Raw genomic sequence first — 15,273 nt, 5'->3', positions numbered from 1 at the left:
TTGCTTCAAGCATGACGGTTCGTTTTGAATATAAATATTTATTATTTATGACTTACGAATTGGGATCGCCCACTGCTGGAAGGCCGTCAGCTAACTCGCAAAATGTTCAGGAGCTTTGCCCAGTTGTTATTGCCGAACGGCGATCAACTCGCTGTCAGGACCTACGACCTGGGCCTGGATGGCATATGCGTGGTCGCTCCCGTGAATCTCAGACTCAAATCCGAATGCGAGATCGTTTTCAGAGTTCCCATCGCCGGCCGCAACAGCGATGGTATTCACGCCTCGGGAAGCGTGACGCACAGCATTCTGAGCCGACAGCAGGATGGATTCATGATCGGACTGGATTTCTGCGCCATCCAGGAGCGGGACCTTGCGCTCGTCAAGAGCTACCTGGGCGCCTGACGTGGCAGCTTCGGGCGACCTTCCTGCGCCACCAGGACGGTGCCGGCGTTCACCGGCCGCTCGTATCACGCGCCGCGACTCAACAAGCATCGCGTTTGCACGATAAAGGGCTCCAGGCAGGACGCCGCGGGCTGCGTCCGCGGTGGGCCGGTGCCTGAACAACGCAGTTCCCGCGCCGGCGCACCGGCCGGCCGATATTTCCGCCGGCATGGCCGGTTGCACCAAGCGATCGCCATGACTCTCTTGCGCCTGACATGCTGGACGTCCAGACCGCGTTCGTGATGATGCTGGCCAGCGTGTTCGCCACGGCCGCCGCATTGCCCGTCCTGGTGGGATGGCCCACCAGTGCCGGGGCCCGCTGGATGAACGCCAGCGCGCTGACCCAGGCCTTGGCCTGGGCTTGCCTGCTGCTGGCGCGGCCGGTGCACGACCGCCTCTTTTCCACGCTCTGGATCGCGCTGCTGGGGCTGAGCCTGGTTTGCATTTGGCATGCGCTGAACGCCTGGCTCGCGCCGCGGCCGGGCCGGGCGGTGGTCCACGCCGCCGCGCTGCTGACGCCCCTGGGCTACGGGCTGGGTTTCGGCAGCTATGCATTTCGCGTGGGGTGGTCGAACTTCGGGCTGGCGCTGCTGCTGGGCTGCGTGGCCCTGGCCTGCGCCCGGCCGGCGCAGGGCGCGGGCCGGCGCTGGCGTGCCGTGGTGCTGGTGTGCGCCGTGGTCCTGGCGGTGGTGACGCTGGGCCGGGGCATCCTGGGCGCGTTCTTCACCGAGCTCTATCCTGAGCTGCGAACGCCGCATCCGTTGAACCTGGCCGGCGCGATGTTGCAGCATGTGGCGCTGAGCCTCATCACGCTGGCGCTGCTGGCCGCCTGGCATGGCGAGGCGCTGCAGGCCATGGAGCGCATTGCCGCCACCGACGGGCTGACCGGGCTGCTCAACCGCCGGGCCTGCCTGGAGCAGGCCGAGACCTTGCTCGCGATGGCGCGCCGCCACCACGAGCCACTGGCCGTACTGCTGCTGGACTTGGACCATTTCAAGCGGATCAACGACTCGATGGGCCATGCAGGCGGTGACGCCGCATTGCGCTTGATGGCCGAACAGTTGCGCCAGTGCCTGCGCCAGGGTGACCTGAGCTGTCGCTACGGGGGCGAGGAGTTCCTCGTGGTGCTGCGCCGCTGCGAAGCCGAGCAGGCTGCCAAGGTGGACCGGCGATTGCGCGCGCAGTTGGAACAGGCGGTGCTGCCAGCGCTGGGGCACCGGCTCACCTTCAGCAGCGGGCTGGCACAGCTCCAGGACAGCGATGCCGATGTCCATGCCCTGCTGCGGCGTGCCGATCAGGCCCTGTACGCGGCCAAGCGCGCCGGGCGCGACCGCTTGTGCGCGGCCGCCGACTTCCAGCCCGCGTGAAGGGCTGCGCCGGCTACGAGCTGCTCGCCAGGGCCGTTGCGCCACCGGCTCGGCGGTACACCCCCGGGCTCACGCCGGTCCACTTCTTGAACGCGCGGTGGAAGGCGCTGGGCTCCAGGAAGCCGACGTGCGCGCCCACCTCGGCCACGGCCAGCCCGGTCTTGCCCAGCAGTTCGATGGCGATGTCGCGCCGCAGCTCGTCCTTCAGGCGCTGGTAGTTCAGGTCCTCGCCGCGCAGCCGGCGCTGCAACGTGGTGCCGGACATGGCGAGGCTGCGTGCCAGCTCGTCCACCTCCGGCCATTCGGCGGGGTCCAGGCCGCGCAGGCGGCGCCGGATCTGTGCGCTGAGACTGGCCTCGTTGCGGTACTTCACCAGCAGGTTGGCGGGTGCGCCGTGGAGGAAGGCGCGTAGCTTGTCCTGGCTCTCCACCACCTTGAGCTCCAGCAGCCCGGCGTCCAGCCGCACCTGGGTCACGGGCGCATCGAAGCTGGCGTCCTCGCAGAAGCGGGTGCGGTAGTCGGCCACCTCGGCCGGCTCGGGACAGCGGAAGCGGGCCTGCAGCAAGGGCAGCCGCCGCCGTACTAGCCAGCAGGCCAGGCCATGCACCAGCATCAGCCACGTGGCGTAGGCGAACATGCGCCGCGGCGGCCCATGGTCGTGCACGACGATCAGGGCGTGTTCGCCCTCGACGCGCAGCTCGCCGTGCAGGTCGTCCAGCACGGCGCGCAGGAAGCTCAGCATGCAGTGCAGGGCGCGGCCCAGGGTGTCGCAGCTCAGGGCGGCCTGGCACATCAGGCGGAAGCTGCCGCGACGCATGGGATGGCTGTCCATGCCGAAGAACTCGTCGTCCATCGCATCGGCCAGGGCGGCCCACAGCCGCGCATAGGCCAGGGCCGGCACGCGGGCCCGCGGGGCGTCGAGCAGCCGGGCGTCGATGCGCGCGCGCTCCAGCACCGCCGCGAGGTCCAGGCCGCGCTCCCGGGCCACCTGCAGCGCTTCGTGTACCAAGCCGATGGCGATCGTGCCTTTGTCTTGCGCCGTGCTCATGGCCAGGGTGTCGTGCTCGGTAGGGGGGCTTGGGAAAGGGCCGGGATTCTAGGCGGGGTGTCCGCACGCCCCATGCAGGTTGCAGCGCTCAGGCATGGGCAGGCCGGTTCCGCCGGCCTACGCTGCGCGCTGCGACGGCAGGGGTGCGGGGCGCCGCGCAGCCTGTTCGGAGCGCAAGAACAGCTTCATCAACCATGTGGCGCCTGTCCGCGGGCGCCTGGAGACCCTCATGCCTCAAGCCCCGACCTCCGGCGATTCCGTCGTCATCGTCAGTGCCGCCCGCACGCCGCTGGGTGCCTTCCAAGGCGATTTCGCGGCGCTGAGCGCGCCGCAGCTGGGCGCGCAGGCCATCCGCGCTGCGGTGGAGCGTGCCGGCCTGCCGGCCGAGGCGGTGGAGGAGGTGCTGATGGGGTGCGTGCTGCCCGCGGGCCTGGGCCAGGCGCCGGCCCGCCAGGCGGCGCTGTCCGCCGGGCTGCCGCCGTCCACCGGCTGCGCCACCGTCAGCAAGGTGTGTGGCTCGGGCATGAAGGCGACGATGCTGGCGCACGACCTGCTGATGGCGGGCAGCCAGCAGGTGGTGGTGGCCGGCGGCATGGAGTCCATGACCAACGCGCCCTACCTGCTGCCCAAGGCCCGCTCGGGCCAGCGCCTGGGCCACGGCCAGATGCTGGACCACATGTTCTTCGACGGCCTGGAGGACCGCTACGGCGCCGCCACCAACGGCCGCCTGATGGGCACCTTCGCCGAGGACTGCGCGCGCCACTTCGCCTTCAGCCGCGAGGAGCAGGACGCCTTCGCCACCGCCTCCACGCTGCGCGCGCAACAGGCTCAACGCGACGGGCTGTTCCGCTGGGAGATCGCGCCGGTGGCCGTGCCGGGCCGTGGCGGCGACAAGCTCATCGCCGAAGACGAGGCGCCGAAGAAGGTTCAGCTGGACAAGATCGCCGGGCTCAAGCCCGCCTTCGCCAAGGACGGTTCGGTCACGGCCGCCAACTCCAGCTCCATCTCCGACGGTGCCGCGGCCCTGGTGCTGATGCGCCACTCCACGGCGCGCGAGCGCGGCCTGGCGCCGCTGGCCTTCATCCGCGGTCACGCCACGCACGCGCAGGAGCCCGCCTGGTTCACGACCGCTCCCGTGGGCGCGATCAACAAGCTGCTGCCCCGCGTGGGCTGGCAGGTGGGCGACGTGGACCTGTGGGAGATCAACGAGGCCTTTGCCGTCGTGACCATGGCCGCCATGCGCGAGCTGTCGCTGCCGCACGAGCGCGTCAACGTGCACGGCGGCGCCTGCGCGCTGGGACACCCGATCGGCGCCACGGGCGCGCGCATCGTCGTGACGCTGCTGGGCGCGATGCGCCAGCGCGGCGTCCGCCGCGGCGTGGCCAGCCTGTGCATCGGCGGCGGAGAGGCGACGGCGCTGGCGATCGAGCTGGCCTGAGCCCGAGACTGCCGCCTTGTCCGTGACGCGGGGCGGCTCATCGGGCCCCCGCTCGCCGCGCCCGGGACGCGGGCGTAGCATCCCCGCATGGGGAGTGCTCGCCTGTGGCTGTGCGGCTTGGCCCTCGTTGCCGGGCTGGCCGGTGCCGTAGCAACTTTTGGCCAGGGCCCGGCTCCCGGGACGGTGGTCGTGCTCTCCATGGCCGGGCCCATCGGCCCGGCCAGCGCGCTGCGCTTGCAGCGCGGCCTGCAACGCGCACAACAGCAGCAGGCGGCGCTGCTGGTGCTGCAGCTGGACACGCCGGGCGGTCTGGACACCGCCATGCGCGACATGATCCAGGCCCTGCTCGCGTCGCCGCTGCCGGTGGCCGTCTTCGTCGCCCCGCAGGGTGCGCGCGCCGCCAGCGCCGGCACCTTCCTGCTCTACGCCGCGCACGTGGCCGCCATGGCGCCGGCCACCAACCTGGGCGCGGCCACGCCCGTGGAGATCGGCCTGCCGGGCGGCGGCGCGGACAAGCCGGGGCCGCAGGGTGCGGCCTCGGCCCCTGATGCGATGACTGCCAAGCGCGTCAACGACGCCGTGGCCTACATCCGCGGCCTGGCGCAACTGCGCGGGCGCAACGCCGATTGGGCCGAGCGCGCGGTGCGCGAGGCCGCCAGCCTGGACGCACGCGCGGCGCTGTCCCAGGGCGTCATCGACTTCGTCGCCGCGGACCTGCCCGACCTGCTGCGCCAGCTCGACGGACGCGAGCTGCGCGTGGGCGAGCGCCGCGTGACGCTGGCCACGGCCCGGGCGCCGGTGCAGCTGCTGGAGCCCGACTGGCGCGACCGCCTGCTGGCCAGCATCAGCCATCCCGGCGTGGCGCTGGCACTGGTGACCATCGGGCTCTACGGCCTGATCTTCGAGTTCGCCAGCCCCGGCTTCGTGCTGCCGGGCGTGGTCGGCGGCGTGGCGCTGCTGCTGGGCCTGTACGGGCTGCAGATGCTGCCCATCAACCACGCGGGACTGGCGCTGGTCCTGCTCGGCCTGGCCTTCCTCGTGGCCGAGGCCTTCATGCCGAGCTTCGGCGTGCTGGGGCTGGGCGGCATCGCGGCCTTCGCCTTCGGTGCGGCGCTGCTGATCGACAGCGACGCGCCGGGCCTGGGCATTCCGTGGTCCGTCATCGCCGCGCTGTGCCTCACCTCGGCGGCTTTCGTCTTCGGCGTCCTGGGCCTTGCCTTGCGCGCGCGGCGCCGGCCGGTGGTCGGCGGCGCGGCGACGCTGGTCGGCGCCCGTGGCGAGTTGATCGAGCACGACGCGGACGACACCGGCTGGGCCCGCGTGGCCGGCACCCCATGGCGGGTGCGGGGCGTGGCCGGCCTGCGGCCAGGGCAGGCCGTGCACGTGGTCGGCGTGGAAGGCCTGACGCTGCTCGTGCGCGCCGAACAGGCCGCGGCCCCGCCGCAGGAGGAGGACCGTTCATGAGCGCTGCATGGGACATCGGTTTGACGACGCTGCTGCTCTTCGCGCTGCTGGCGCTGCTGGCCAGCGCCCTGCGCATCCTGCGGGAGTACGAGCGCGGGGTGGTGTTCCAGCTCGGCCGCTTCTGGCGCGTCAAGGGGCCGGGGCTGGTGATCCTGATTCCCGGCATCCAGCAGATGGTCAAGGTGGACCTGCGCGTGCTCGTGATCGACGTGCCGGCGCAGGACGTCATCACGCGCGACAACGTCTCGGTCAAGGTCAACGCGGTGCTGTACTTCCGCGTCGTCGATCCGCAGCGGGCGATCATCGAGGTCGAGAATTTCCTGGGCGCCACTAGCCAGCTGGCGCAGACCACGCTGCGCGCCGTGCTGGGCAAGCACGAGCTCGATGAGCTGCTGTCCGAGCGCGAGCGGCTGAACCTGGACATCCAGAAGATCTTGGACAGCCAGACCGACAGCTGGGGCATCAAGGTCACCAACGTCGAGATCAAGCACGTGGACCTGAGCGACTCGATGGTGCGCGCCATCGCGCGCCAGGCTGAAGCCGAGCGCGAACGGCGCGCCAAGGTGATCCACGCGGAAGGCGAGCTGCAGGCCTCGCAGCAGCTGGCCCAGGCCGCCGAGATCCTGGGCCGGCAGCCCCAGGCGCTGCAGCTGCGCTACCTGGAAACGCTGACCGTGATCGCCGCCGACAAGAACTCGACCATCGTCTTCCCGCTGCCGGTGGACATCCTGGGGCCGCTGGTGGAGGGGCTGCGGCGCCACGGTGGACCGCGGGACGCCGGCTGAATTCTTTTTCCGCCTGTCCATGAATGCCCCACCCCGTCCGCGCAGCGACCGCCGCTGGGCAGCGCTTGTTATCGCGGACCCGACTGCGCTGGCGGATTTCCCTTCAACCGGGCAATCGTATTGCTGTCGTCGATGCCTGCGTCGTAACTGATGCCGATTCGTTGGGCGAGCTGTATGGCCCGTTCGTTGAAAAACTGGGCAGCGTCAAGCTCACGCTCCAGAATGAATATGCTTGCAATCCCATTGAGGGCGTTGAAGTCCATGGGATCCAGGAAAAGAGCCTTGAAAAACAGGCGCTCTGCATTGCTCAGCAGTGGGTCCTGGGGAGGCTGGCCTCCCTGGATCTCTTCCCAGTATTTGACCATGTAGGCATTCTTTCGATGGTACGCGGCGAGGTTGTATACGCCCGGGTCGAAACGCCAGCGCTCCTCTACAATTTTCAGCAGGGGGTCAAGCTTTTCATGCAGCTCGCGCGCTTCATCGACCTTCCATTTTCCCAGCAGCTTCAGCTCTTCCAATTGAATATGGGCTACTTGGTTATATATGCTTTTCAGTTCCGGGCTTTGAACGCTCAGCACCGGCCGCATCGTCCTTGATTGTGGCGGCGCCCCGCGTACCGAGCGGCACAGCCTGTCGAGCAGCTCTTGCTGCTGAGATGCCTGCTTGTGGAAGTCCAGGTAGACGGTGTGCTGAAGAAAGGCCGGCAACGGTGTGCCATCGAGTACGCAGGTCAGGATGAAGCGCTCCAAGTGGACGGCACTGATCAGTTCCGCCGCAACCCACCGCGACGCGGAAGCGGCTTCGGACCACATGAGAATGAAGCTTCGGCTTTGGCTGATTGCATCATGCAGTTCCTCGCGAAGCAGCGCGCCGATTTGTATTTCCGAGCGATCGCGCCAGACGGCGAGGCCCTTGCCTTCAAGGTAACTCTCGATATCCGCAACCTGTGCGCAATTGGCAGAGGAATAACTGATGAACGCATCCATGGCGTCTCCTTGGCAACATGCGCTTGTTCCATTTTCGGCGGGCATGGAGTGGACTTCAACCACAATTCGCGGATGGATTGCAACTGCCGCAAGGGTATTCTGGACGCCGCCAGTTTCGGCGGCGTGCCATCTCGGGCCTGAGTTGGTATTTTCAAGGCCAATATCCAGTCGGCAGGCTGCACGATCTCGTTGCTGGTCAACTACGCCGAATAGGGTCAGTCGCACTGTGCGCCGTGGGCGCGGCAGCGTCACATGACTTTCTTCACCGGGTAGGCGCGCTTATCCGCCGGCTGCGACGCGCTGCTGTGGAGCCGGGCCATTACCCGGCTCGGCGGCGCAAACCCTGCGCCGCAAGCTTCGCTCGGCCGTTTGGGGCCGGGCCGTTGGCTCAGCGCAGCCGCACGGGCGACAGCGCGCTTGTCTCCACCCCCTGCGCCAGCAGCGCCTCGTCCAAGCCCTCGCCCAGCAGCAGGTTGCGCGCGAGCAGCGCCGCCCCCGGGGCGCTCTGGATGCCGTAGCCGCCCTGCGCGGCCAGCCAGAAGAAGCCCTCGCACTGGCCGTCCCAGCCGATCACCATGTCGCCGTCGGCCACGAAGGAGCGCAGCCCGGCCCAGGTGCGGCCCGGGCGCCGGATGGTCATGGTGGTGGCCTGCTCGATGCGGTGGATGCCCATGGCCACGTCCAGTTCCTCCGGCACCACGTCGTGCGGGGCGACCGGGTCGGCGTTGGCCGGCGAGCCCAGCAGCTGGCCGGCATCGGGCTTGAAGTAATAGCTCTCGTCGATGCCCACCACCGCCGGCCAGCGGCTGGCGTCCACGCCCGCGGGCGGCAGGAAGGTGAAGGCGCTGCGCCGCCGTGGTTCCAGCCCGATCGGCCGCACGCCGGCCAGTTTCGCCACCTCGTCGGCCCACGCGCCCGCCGCGTTCACGACGTGGCGGGCCCGCACCGCCTCCCCGTCGGCCAGGCGCAGCGTCCACACGCCGCCGCTGCGCGACAGCGCCATCACCTCGGCGTGGTTGCGCACCTGGCCGCCGTGCTGGCGCAGCCCGCGCAGGTAGCCCTGGTGCAGTGCGTGCACGTCGATGTCGTTGGCGCTGTCCTCGGCCAGGCCCGCGCCGGTGGCCTCCGGGCGCAGGCAGGGCACCACGGCCAGCATCTCGTCGCGGCTCACCCGGCGCACGCCGCCGCCGCGCTCGGACAGCTCGCGCCAGGCGGCCTCCAGCAGCTCGCCCTGGTCGGGCTGGGCCACGTGCAGCACGCCGCGCGGTGTCAGCAGCGGCTCGGCCCCGAACACCGGCGGCGGCGCGTCGAAGAAGGCCCGGCTGGCGCGCGTGAGCGCGCGGATCGCGGGCGTGCCGTAGCTCCCCATGTACAGCGCCGCGGAGCGGCCCGTGGTGTGGTAGCCCGGCTGGCTTTCGCGCTCCAGCAGCAGCACGGAGGCCCGCGCCGATATCTCGTGGGCGGCCGACGCGCCGGCGATGCCGGCGCCGATGACGGCGAAATCGAAGGTGTCCATGGGTTCAGGCCGCTGAGGCGGTGCCGGTGGAAGTGGCGCCGTGCAGCGGCGGCGCGGTGACGATGGAACCCAGCGCCGGCTTGGCGGCGACGGGCGCTGTGATGTCGAGGTACTGCATGGCTTTGTCCTCGAAGGGGGTGTCGTTCAGCGGCTGAGCCCGCGCGCGGCGATCGGCCAGACGTCTTCGACCGTGCCGCCGCGGAAGGTCACGATCTGGTCGTGCAGATTGAAAGTCGGGTCGCAGTGGCCGGGCACCAGCCGCAGCAGGCTGCCCAGCGGCAGTAGCGTGGTGCCGGCGTTCGCGGCATCCACGGCCACGAGCCCGTGCTCGTCGTTGGCCTGGGTGTAGCGCAGCGCGCCCTCGCGCGGCCAGAGCACGGGCAGGCCGCACTCCAGCGTCAGCGACTTGAGGCCCGCGTCCACCACCGCGTGCGTGCCGGCGGCGGAGCTCATCACGCGCGTGGCCACGAACAGCGCGTGCTCGAAGCGCAGCGATCCCGCCTCGTTGTCGGCGTAGTCGCGGTCCATGAAGGCGTAGGAGCCCGGCTGCAGCTCGGTGTAGACGCCGCTTTCCAGGTCGAACTCCACGCTGCCGGTGCCGCCGCCGGTGACGGTGGCGCAGCGCACGCCGGCGCTCTCCAGCGCCGCCACGGCGCGGCCCGCGCGTTCGGCCGCGCGCAGCGCCTGTTCACGCCGCTCCTCGCGGCTGCGCAGGTGCTGCAGCCCGCCCTGGTAAGCCTGCAGGCCGTGGAAGGACAGTTGCGGATGCACCGCCAGCCGCTCCAGCAGGCGCAGTACGGCGCTCGCATCGGCCACGCCGCAGCGGCCCTGGCCGATGTCGAGCTCCACCAGCACGTCGAGGCGGCTGCCGGCCTCGCGCGTGGCGGCGGCCAGGGCGTCGATCTGTGCGCCGTCATCGACGCACACGCTCAGCCGCGCGTGCCGCGCCCACTGCGCCACCGGCCGCGCCTTGGCGGGCGAGGCCAGCTCGTTGCTGATGTGCACGTCGCGCACGCCCGCCTGCAGGAAGGGCAGCGCCTCGCTGGCCTTCTGGCAGCACACGCCCGCCGCGCCGCGCGCTACCTGCGCCAGCGCCACCGCCGGGCACTTGTGCGCCTTGGCGTGCGGGCGCAGCTGCACGCCGGCGACCCGGGCCGCGGCCTGCATGCGGTCGAGGTTGCGCTCAAAGGCGTCCAGGTCCAGCAGCAGCGTGGGCGTGTCCACGTCGGCGAGCGGCTGGCCCGGCACGGCGGCGGGAGGGAAGGGGGCGAAGTCGCTGGCGATCGTCATGTGCGAGGGGCCTTTCAATCGGCTGTGATGTGGGCGCGCCGGGCAGTCTGGCGCATCAGCGGCAGCCGGCGTCCCGGCCGCGGGCCAGGAAGCGCTCGTATTCGTCCTGGGGCACGAACAGGCCCCCGGTGGTCCAGGCGATGTGCGTGGCCTCGGCCATGTGCGGCCGCAGGCCGTGGCGCTCGATGTAGGCCCGGCCCGCGGCGGTGTCGCGCAGCATTGCGGGCCCAGCGAAGCCGGCCGCGGCCGAGGGCTCGATGCGCAGCGCCTCGTTGACGGCCGCGGCGTGCAGCAGCCTGAACAGCGCCTCGTCCTCGACGGTGTAGACCCCGCCCAGCAGCGGGCCCGCCACCGCAGCCGCGAGCTCGGAGGCGCGCGGCACGGCCAGCCCGTCGGCCTCGGTGCGGTTGTCCAGGCCCACGTCATAGACGGACGGGTTGTTGCCCAGGAACTCGAAGCCCGGCGTGCCGGCCAGCATCTGCAGCAGGAAGCACGGTGCGCGCGTGGGCTCGGCAAAGAAGCAGTGCACGTGCGCTTCGAAGAGCTGCGCCAGCCCGAAGGCGATGCCGCCCGGCGCCCCGCCCACGCCGCACGGCAGGTACACGAACAGCGGGTGTTGCGCGTCCACGCGCCGGCCCAGGGAGGCCAGTTGCCGTGCCAGGTGTGGCGCGGCGGCGGCATAGCCCAGGAGCAGCGAGCGCGAGCGCTCGTCGTCCACGAAGTGGCAAGCCGGATCGGCCTGCGCCGCGCGGCGCCCCGCGGCCACGGCCTCGGCGTAGTCGCCGGCGTGCTCCACCACCTCCACGCCACGCACGCGCAGCCGCGCCTTCTTCCAGTCCTTGGCGTCGGCCGACATGTGCACCACGGCGCGGAAGCCCAGCGCGGAGGCCATCACACCGATGGCCAGGCCCAGGTTGCCGGTGGAGCCCACCGCTACTTGGTGTTGAGCAAACAACGCGCGCGCCGGTGCCTCGGCCAGCACGCGGTAGTCGCCATCCAGCGTCAGCAGGCCGTGGCGCAGGGCCAGCGTCTCCGCGTGCTCCAGCACCTCGTGGATGCCGCCGCGCGCCTTGACCGAGCCGGCAATCGGCAGGCTGTGGTCCGCCTTCACCAGCAGGGTGCCGAAGTCCCGCGCCATGCCGAGCGCGTGCTGCAGCCCGGGAACCGGCAGCAGCTCGGACTCGATGACGCCGTGCTGCGCCTGCAGCTCGGGAAACAGCCGCTCCAGCAGCGGCGCGAAGCGGCGCCAACGCGCCACGGTGGCCTCGACCTCGAGCGGGCTGATGCCGGCGCCGTCCTGCGGCGGGAGCGCGTGTGCCGGCGCGGACGCCGCCCACAGCACCGGCTCGCCGCGCTGGAGCGCCTGCAGGTCGAAGGCCGCGGGCCGGTCGGCGAGCGGAGCGTGCGTCTGGGAGGCGGCTGGAGGCAGGTGCGGCATGGGGCGTCTCGGGTTTCAACAGGTGTCGTCAGGTGTCGCCATGGTGGGCCGTCCGAGGCTCGCAGCGCCTGGCATTCGCCGCTCAATGGCCGTGCAGCGCCCGCTGGTGCTCGGCGACGGCGCTCACGATGTGGTCGAACACCAGCCTCACACGGGCCGGCACCGGGCCGCGCTGCGGGCGGTAGACGTAGATGTCCCAGGGCGTGGGCGCCTGGTCGCGCATCAGCTCCACCAGCCGGCCTTCGCGCACCAGCGGCGCGGCCAGGTAGTCCGGCACCTGGCCGAAAGCCAGGCCCGCGAGGATCGCGCCCAGCTCCGCGTCCGGGTCGTCGGTGACGAAGGTGCGGGCCTCGGGCGTGAACTGGCGCCCTTCGGCGAAGTACCAGCTCCAGATGCGGCCAGTGTTGGGGTCCAGCAGCGCCGTCACCGGCAGCGACACCAGGTCCTCGACCCGCCGCGGCGCACCCAGCCGCGCCACCAGCTCCGGCGTGGCCACCAGCGAGAACGCCACCTCGCCGGCCTTGCGCGCGACCAAGCGGCTGTCGCGCAGGAAACCAATGCGCACGCCGACGTCGATGCGCTCGTCCACCACGTCGGCGAACACGTCCGACAGCCGCAAGTCCAGCGTGATCGCCGGATGCGCCGCGGCCAGCCGGGTCAGCGCGGGCACGAGGCAGCCGCGGCCCAGGATGCGCGGCCCCGTGATGCGCACCCGGCCCGAGAGCTGGGTTTCCGGCGCCTGGGCCGGCGTGCTGAACAGCGCCTGCATCTCCGCCAGCAGCGGGCGCGAGCGCGCGAGTAACTCCTCGCCGAAAGCGGTGATGCGCACCTGCCGCGTGCTGCGGTGGAACAGCAGCTCACCGAAGTGGTCCTCCAGTTCCTTGACGGCGCGGGTGACGGTCTGCGGCGAGGCGCCCAGGCGCAGGGCCGCCTCGCGAAAGCTCGTGCACTCCGCGGCCACCTGGAAGACGCGCAGCAGTTCGAGTTGATTCAGCACATCCAGCCCATGCTGTGGAAGCTTCCCGAGCAGTCGCTCTCGCGGTCGATCATTCCTATTCCTGGAATTCTAAAGTCGCGTTTCTTCCATTTACTGCAGCTCAGCGCCTCCACACAATCGCGATGCCATCGCGCGGGCGGTGGGAGGCGATGCGGCGATCCCGAGGGTTGCCCTGCCTGTGCCGCGCGAGCCCATCAAGACAAGGAGAGCAAGCTCATGAAGACCCGTGCAGCCGTGGCCTGGAAGGCCGGTGAACCGTTGACCATCGAAACGGTGGACCTGGAAGGGCCGCGCGCCGGCGAGGTGTTGGTGGAGGTGAAGGCCACCGGCATCTGCCACACCGACTACTACACGCTCTCGGGCGCCGACCCCGAGGGGCTGTTTCCCGCCATCCTCGGCCACGAGGGTGCCGGCGTGGTGCTGGAGGTGGGTGCGGGCGTGACCAGCTTGAAGCCGGGCGACCACGTCATCCCGCTCTACACGCCGGAGTGCCGGCAGTGCAAGTTCTGCCTCTCGCGCAAGACGAACCTGTGCCAGGCCATCCGCTCGACCCAGGGCAAGGGGCTGATGCCCGACGGCACGAGCCGCTTCTCCCTCGACGGCAAGCCCATCCTGCACTACATGGGCACCTCGACCTTCGCCAACCACATCGTCGTGCCCGAGATCGCGCTGGCGAAGATCCGCCCGGACGCGCCCTTCGACAAGGTCTGCTACATCGGTTGCGGCGTCACCACCGGCATCGGCGCCGTGATCTTCAACGCCAAGGTGGAGGCCGGCGCCAACGTGGTGGTGTTCGGGCTGGGCGGCATCGGCCTGAACGTGATCCAGGGCGCGCGCATGGTGGGCGCCGACAAGATCATCGGCGTGGACCTCAACCCCGCGCGCGAAGCCATGGCGCGCCAATTCGGCATGACGCACTTCGTCAACCCGAAGGAGGTGGGCAACGTGGTGGACGCCATCGTCCAGCTCACCGATGGCGGCGCCGACTACAGTTTCGAGTGCATCGGCAACACCACCACCATGCGCCAGGCGCTGGAGTGCACGCACAAGGGCTGGGGCCGCAGCATCATCATCGGCGTGGCCGAGGCCGGCGCGGAGATCTCCACGCGGCCCTTCCAGCTCGTCACCGGCCGCAAGTGGGAAGGCTCGGCCTTCGGCGGCGCGCGCGGGCGCACCGACGTGCCCAAGATCGTGGACTGGTACATGGAAGGCAAGATCGACATCGACAGCCTCATCACCCACAAGCTGCCGCTGGAGCGCATCAACGAGGGCTTCGAGCTGATGAAGCGCGGCGAGTCGATCCGCTCCGTCGTGGAGTTCTGAACATGCAGGCGCTGAGCGAGCACGGCTGCTTCGGCGGCACCCAGGGCTTCTACAAGCACGACTCGGCAGGTATCGGGCTGCCGATGAAGTTCGGCGTGTACGTGCCGCCGCAGGCGGCGCAGGGCCCGGTGCCGGTGCTGTTCTACCTGGCGGGCCTGACCTGCACGGAGGAAACCTTCGCCATCAAGGCCGGCGCGCAGCGCGTGGCGGCGGAGCTGGGGCTGATGCTGGTCACGCCCGACACCAGCCCGCGCGACACGGGCATCGAGGGCGCCGACGCGGCCTGGGACTTCGGCCACGGCGCGGGCTTCTACCTCGATGCCACGCAGGAGCCCTGGGCCGAGCGCTTCCGCATGGAGAGCTGGGTGACGCGGGAGCTGCGCGAGTTAGTAATGGCCAAGTTCCCGGCGCGCTCGGACCGCGTGGGCATCTTCGGCCACTCCATGGGCGGGCACGGCGCGCTCACGCTGGCGCTGCGGCATCCGGGGCTGTACCAGAGCGTTTCGGCCTTCGCGCCGATCGCGGCGCCGACGCAGTGCCCCTGGGGCGTCAAGGCCTTCTCGGGCTACCTGGGCGAGGACCGCGCGGCCTGGGCGGAGCACGACGCCACCGAGCTGGTCAAGGCCGGCGCGAAGCTGCCGCCGCTGCTCATCGACCAGGGGCTGGCCGACAAGTTCCTGGCGGAGCAGTTGCATCCGCACCTGTTCGAGCAGGCCTGCGCCGAGGCCGGCCAGCCGCTGACGTTGCGCCGGCATGCGGGCTACGACCACGGCTATTACTTCATCGCCAGCTTCGTGGAAGACCACCTGCGCCACCACGCCGCGACGCTGCTGGCCTGAGACAGCTTTCCGGCTGATCGCCTCCAGATGCTGCAAACCCCGGGCTGACCGGGGTTTGTCTTTTTCATGGCTGGGAGCGGTCCGCGCTCGCCGGAGATTCAGGGCTTCACTTGCAGCTCACGGCGCAAACCTTCTCGTTGCGCCCCAGGATCTTCTTGCTCACCAGCTCCGACAGGGGCTTGTGGCGGCCGCACTTGAAGCACGACATCGTGGCGGAGTTGCTGCCCAGGACCGGCGAGCCGAAGGCGGAACCCGGCTTCTTGGCCGTGTACCGCAGGCCGTCACTGGAAATACTGGTCTTGGAGGTGTCGTTGCGCGAGCTCATGCGTCTGTCTGGCGGA

14 protein-coding genes are annotated in these 15,273 nt (G+C 70.3%); 7 read left to right on the top strand and 7 right to left on the bottom strand.

The genetic code is table 11. The annotated features are described in order from the left end of the window. Positions 1-123 precede the first annotated feature (123 nt). On the top strand, positions 124-402 hold the full coding sequence (locus Q0741_RS22395) for a PilZ domain-containing protein (protein WP_298235409.1): 279 nt from the start codon (positions 124-126) through the stop codon (positions 400-402). Between the two features lie 254 nt (positions 403-656). After that, a complete protein-coding gene (locus Q0741_RS22390; RefSeq protein ID WP_298235408.1) occupies positions 657-1,808 on the top strand; it encodes a diguanylate cyclase in 1,152 nt (383 codons plus the stop codon). A 13-nt stretch (positions 1,809-1,821) separates the two neighbouring features. Here the strand turns inward: Q0741_RS22390 and Q0741_RS22385 are convergent, their stop codons facing one another. Further along, entirely contained in the window at positions 1,822-2,856 is a 1,035-nt protein-coding gene (locus Q0741_RS22385; protein WP_298235407.1) for an AraC family transcriptional regulator, read from the bottom strand. Positions 2,857-3,085: 229 nt separating this feature from the next. On the opposite strand from Q0741_RS22385, the gene Q0741_RS22380 reads away from it, so the two are divergent. The 3 genes from Q0741_RS22380 to Q0741_RS22370 all read left to right on the top strand — a co-directional run bounded on the left by Q0741_RS22380 (position 3,086) and on the right by Q0741_RS22370 (position 6,543). Further along, positions 3,086-4,294 carry an acetyl-CoA C-acyltransferase gene (locus Q0741_RS22380; protein WP_298235406.1) on the top strand — a complete coding sequence of 403 codons (1,209 nt, stop codon included), beginning with the start codon at positions 3,086-3,088 and terminating at the stop codon, positions 4,292-4,294. A gap of 87 nt (positions 4,295-4,381) precedes the next feature. Then, positions 4,382-5,758 carry a nodulation protein NfeD gene (locus Q0741_RS22375; RefSeq protein ID WP_298235405.1) on the top strand — a complete coding sequence of 459 codons (1,377 nt, stop codon included), beginning with the start codon at positions 4,382-4,384 and terminating at the stop codon, positions 5,756-5,758. After that, the gene (locus Q0741_RS22370; RefSeq protein ID WP_298235404.1) at positions 5,755-6,543 is read left to right on the top strand and encodes a slipin family protein; all 789 of its coding nucleotides are present in this window, start codon (positions 5,755-5,757) and stop codon (positions 6,541-6,543) included. Before Q0741_RS22375 ends, Q0741_RS22370 begins: the two co-directional genes overlap by 4 nt. Positions 6,544-6,611: 68 nt before the next feature. Here Q0741_RS22370 and Q0741_RS22365 read toward each other — a convergent pair whose 3' ends face one another. From Q0741_RS22365 to Q0741_RS22345, 5 genes are all read right to left on the bottom strand, one after another. Continuing rightward, a complete protein-coding gene (locus Q0741_RS22365; protein ID WP_298235403.1) occupies positions 6,612-7,529 on the bottom strand; it encodes a toll/interleukin-1 receptor domain-containing protein in 918 nt (305 codons plus the stop codon). Between the two features lie 388 nt (positions 7,530-7,917). Further along, on the bottom strand, positions 7,918-9,045 hold the full coding sequence (locus Q0741_RS22360; protein WP_298235402.1) for an FAD-binding oxidoreductase: 1,128 nt from the start codon (positions 9,043-9,045) through the stop codon (positions 7,918-7,920). A gap of 144 nt (positions 9,046-9,189) precedes the next feature. Continuing rightward, positions 9,190-10,335 carry a DSD1 family PLP-dependent enzyme gene (locus Q0741_RS22355; RefSeq protein ID WP_298235401.1) on the bottom strand — a complete coding sequence of 382 codons (1,146 nt, stop codon included), beginning with the start codon at positions 10,333-10,335 and terminating at the stop codon, positions 9,190-9,192. Between the two features lie 55 nt (positions 10,336-10,390). Next, positions 10,391-11,773 (bottom strand): D-serine ammonia-lyase, encoded by a 1,383-nt coding sequence (locus tag Q0741_RS22350; protein WP_298235400.1) that lies wholly within the window; start codon positions 11,771-11,773, stop codon positions 10,391-10,393. A gap of 82 nt (positions 11,774-11,855) precedes the next feature. Further along, positions 11,856-12,770 carry a LysR family transcriptional regulator gene (locus Q0741_RS22345; RefSeq protein ID WP_298235399.1) on the bottom strand — a complete coding sequence of 305 codons (915 nt, stop codon included), beginning with the start codon at positions 12,768-12,770 and terminating at the stop codon, positions 11,856-11,858. A gap of 216 nt (positions 12,771-12,986) precedes the next feature. Here Q0741_RS22345 and Q0741_RS22340 point away from each other — a divergent pair, with 216 nt between their 5' ends. Together Q0741_RS22340 and fghA are read left to right on the top strand one after the other, a co-directional pair. Continuing rightward, on the top strand, positions 12,987-14,093 hold the full coding sequence (locus Q0741_RS22340) for an S-(hydroxymethyl)glutathione dehydrogenase/class III alcohol dehydrogenase (protein WP_298235398.1): 1,107 nt from the start codon (positions 12,987-12,989) through the stop codon (positions 14,091-14,093). Positions 14,094-14,095: 2 nt separating this feature from the next. After that, entirely contained in the window at positions 14,096-14,932 is an 837-nt protein-coding gene (fghA, locus tag Q0741_RS22335; protein WP_298235397.1) for an S-formylglutathione hydrolase, read from the top strand. A gap of 106 nt (positions 14,933-15,038) precedes the next feature. Here the strand turns inward: fghA and Q0741_RS22330 are convergent, their stop codons facing one another. Next, positions 15,039-15,257, bottom strand: a complete 219-nt coding sequence (locus Q0741_RS22330) for a hypothetical protein (RefSeq protein WP_298235396.1) — start codon at positions 15,255-15,257, stop codon at positions 15,039-15,041. Positions 15,258-15,273 lie beyond the last annotated feature (16 nt).

This window comes from uncultured Azohydromonas sp., from assembly GCF_937926365.1.
Lineage (GTDB): Bacteria > Pseudomonadota > Gammaproteobacteria > Burkholderiales > Burkholderiaceae_C > Azohydromonas.
This window is presented reverse-complemented; position numbering and strand designations above follow the sequence as displayed.

What these genes read in the sequence shown, in the direction of transcription:
- Q0741_RS22350 (WP_298235400.1), bottom strand. Translation starts at nt 11,773, where the DNA reads ATGCCGCACCTGCCTCCAGCCGCCTCCCAGACGCACGCTCCGCTCGCC.
- Q0741_RS22385 (WP_298235407.1), bottom strand. Translation starts at nt 2,856, where the DNA reads ATGAGCACGGCGCAAGACAAAGGCACGATCGCCATCGGCTTGGTACAC.
- Q0741_RS22340 (WP_298235398.1), top strand. Translation starts at nt 12,987, where the DNA reads ATGAAGACCCGTGCAGCCGTGGCCTGGAAGGCCGGTGAACCGTTGACC.
- Q0741_RS22365 (WP_298235403.1), bottom strand. Translation starts at nt 7,529, where the DNA reads ATGGATGCGTTCATCAGTTATTCCTCTGCCAATTGCGCACAGGTTGCG.
- Q0741_RS22370 (WP_298235404.1), top strand. Translation starts at nt 5,755, where the DNA reads ATGAGCGCTGCATGGGACATCGGTTTGACGACGCTGCTGCTCTTCGCG.
- Q0741_RS22375 (WP_298235405.1), top strand. Translation starts at nt 4,382, where the DNA reads ATGGGGAGTGCTCGCCTGTGGCTGTGCGGCTTGGCCCTCGTTGCCGGG.
- fghA (WP_298235397.1), top strand. Translation starts at nt 14,096, where the DNA reads ATGCAGGCGCTGAGCGAGCACGGCTGCTTCGGCGGCACCCAGGGCTTC.
- Q0741_RS22330 (WP_298235396.1), bottom strand. Translation starts at nt 15,257, where the DNA reads ATGAGCTCGCGCAACGACACCTCCAAGACCAGTATTTCCAGTGACGGC.
- Q0741_RS22390 (WP_298235408.1), top strand. Translation starts at nt 657, where the DNA reads ATGCTGGACGTCCAGACCGCGTTCGTGATGATGCTGGCCAGCGTGTTC.
- Q0741_RS22360 (WP_298235402.1), bottom strand. Translation starts at nt 9,045, where the DNA reads ATGGACACCTTCGATTTCGCCGTCATCGGCGCCGGCATCGCCGGCGCG.
- Q0741_RS22355 (WP_298235401.1), bottom strand. Translation starts at nt 10,335, where the DNA reads ATGACGATCGCCAGCGACTTCGCCCCCTTCCCTCCCGCCGCCGTGCCG.
- Q0741_RS22380 (WP_298235406.1), top strand. Translation starts at nt 3,086, where the DNA reads ATGCCTCAAGCCCCGACCTCCGGCGATTCCGTCGTCATCGTCAGTGCC.